Annotated in this window: 1 protein-coding gene; it reads right to left on the bottom strand. The window is 47.3% G+C overall.

Features of this window, described 5'->3' with window-relative positions:
• On the bottom strand, positions 1 to 2,059 hold a 2,059-nt coding region (locus GX019_10990), incomplete at its 3' end, for a leucine--tRNA ligase (protein ID HHT37681.1).
• Positions 2,060 to 2,311 lie beyond the last annotated feature (252 nt).

Raw genomic sequence — 2,311 nt, 5'->3', positions numbered from 1 at the left:
GAGTTGAACCGGATGCATTGATATACTCCATGAACGCGCTGACTGCCGTATTCAGCTTGAAGGATTCAATCCTCTCTGTTACTGTGGCAATCAGCTTATGACGCCGCTTCTCGCTCTCTTGAGTTGGCTCGGCTGGATTCTTCAGGCTCCGGTCAACTAAATTCCACACTCTTTGGATAAACCGATATACTCCCTCGATTCCATTATCCATCCACTCTGAATCTACTTCAGGCGGACCGATAAACAGTTCGTAAATTCTCAGGGAATCAGCCCCATAGTGTTCAACCAAATCATCAGGGTTAACCACGTTCCCCTTAGACTTGCTCATTTTAGCACCATCTTTAGTAACCATACCTTGGTTGAACAATCTTGTAAACGGCTCGTCGAAATCAACTACACCGATGTCATACAGGAATTTAATGTAGAAACGCGAGTAAAGCAGGTGGAGAACCGCGTGTTCTACTCCACCAACGTATAAATCCACGGGCAGCCAGTATTTCAACTTGGCAGGATCTGCCAGCGCATCGCCATTCTCTGGGTCAGCATAACGCAGGAAATACCAGCATGAACCAGCCCACTGCGGCATGGTGTTTGTCTCCCGCTTAGCTGCTTTGCCGCAGCTTGGGCAGGCAGTATTAACCCATTCTCCTATCGCTGCCAGCGGTGATTCACCTGTCCCGGTCGGCTGATAATTCTCAACATCGGGTAGAGTGACCGGCAGTTGTTCTTCAGGAACCGGCACTTCACCGCAGTCCGGGCAGTGGATGATCGGAATCGGTTCGCCCCAATACCGCTGCCTGGAAAATACCCAGTCGCGCATCTTGTACTGGATCGATGCTTTCCCCAAACCCTTCTGTTCCAATTCTTCAGTTATTGCTTTTTTCGCGCTCTCAGATGTCATGCCATCAAAACTACCCGAATTAATTAGTTTTCCGTCCATAACAAAGGGCAGCTCGGGAACACTGCCATCCATATCGGCAATTACAGGGATGATTGGAAGCTCAAACTTCTGGGCAAATTCATAGTCCCGCTCATCATGGGCCGGAACTGCCATAATTGCACCAGAGCCGTAATCAATCAGAACATAATCACTGATCCAAATGGGAATCCTCTTACCGTTTACCGGATTGATGCCGTATGCTCCGGTAAATACACCAGTTTTCTCCTTGCTGGCCATTCTTTCAACAGAAGACTTCATTTCAGCCTGTTTCACATATTCAGCTACTGCTTCTGCCTGCTCGCTGATAGTGATTTTATCTACCAGCTCGTGCTCAGGAGCCAGCACCATATAAGTTGCGCCAAACAGAGTGTCCGGGCGGGTAGTGAATACTGTTATTTGATAATCTGTGTCTGCAACAGCAAACACCACTTCGGCACCTTCACTGCGGCCAATCCAGCTTTCCTGCATTTTGAGGACCTTTTCTGGCCATTCCAATCTATTCAAGCCTTCCAAAAGGCGGTCAGCATACTTGGTAATCCGCAGCATCCACTGCTTGAGATTCTTTTTTTCCACAGGTGTACCGCAGCGCTCGCACTCACCTTGGACTACCTCTTCATTGGCAAGTCCAGTTTGACAGCTTGGGCAAAAGTTAATCGGCATTTCTTTGCGGTAAGCTAAGCCGCGCTTGTACATCTGGAGAAAAATCCACTGGGTCCATTTATAATAGTTTGGATCTGTCGTGTCAACTTCTCTGCTCCAGTCATACATAGCACCAATCTCATACAGCTGACGTTTAAAATTGGCTACGTTGTTTGCCGTCGAAACGCTGGGGTGAATGCCTTTTTTAATCGCATCATTTTCAGCAGGAAGACCGAACGCATCCCAACCCATCGGATGGAGCACATTGTAACCCTGCAGTTTTTTATACCGGCTCCATACGTCACTTAATACGTAGCCGCGCCAGTGACCGACATGGAGGCCGGAGCCAGATGGATACGGAAACATATCCAAACAATAAAATTTCGGTTTATTTGGATCCATTTCTACTTTGTGAGCTTGGGTGTCTTCCCAGTATTTCCGCCACTTCACTTCGATTTCTTTGTGGTTGTACGAACTCATCTAACTCTCCTCCTCAAGGCTAAAACAAAAGACCCTTCCTCGCGGCAAAAAGGGTCCTGAACGCTCAATTACGCAGAACTTATGCATATTATAACCAAAAGCGCTATTATTGACAAGGTATTTCGTGAAAATTTAAGGTTCATTGAGCCTAAACTCAATTTTCTGGCTGCCAGAAAAATCTCCATCCTGATCAAACCCACCAACCAGCCCACTGGGAGCAAAGTACCAGGAAGGAACCGCACCGATGAAGAT

The sequence above is a fragment of the Bacillota bacterium genome, from assembly GCA_012837335.1.
In the GTDB taxonomy this organism is placed as follows: Bacteria; Bacillota; Limnochordia; order Darwinibacteriales; family DTU012; genus DTU012.
The sequence above is the reverse complement of the archived record's forward strand: the minus strand, read 5'-3'. Positions and strand labels throughout refer to the sequence as shown.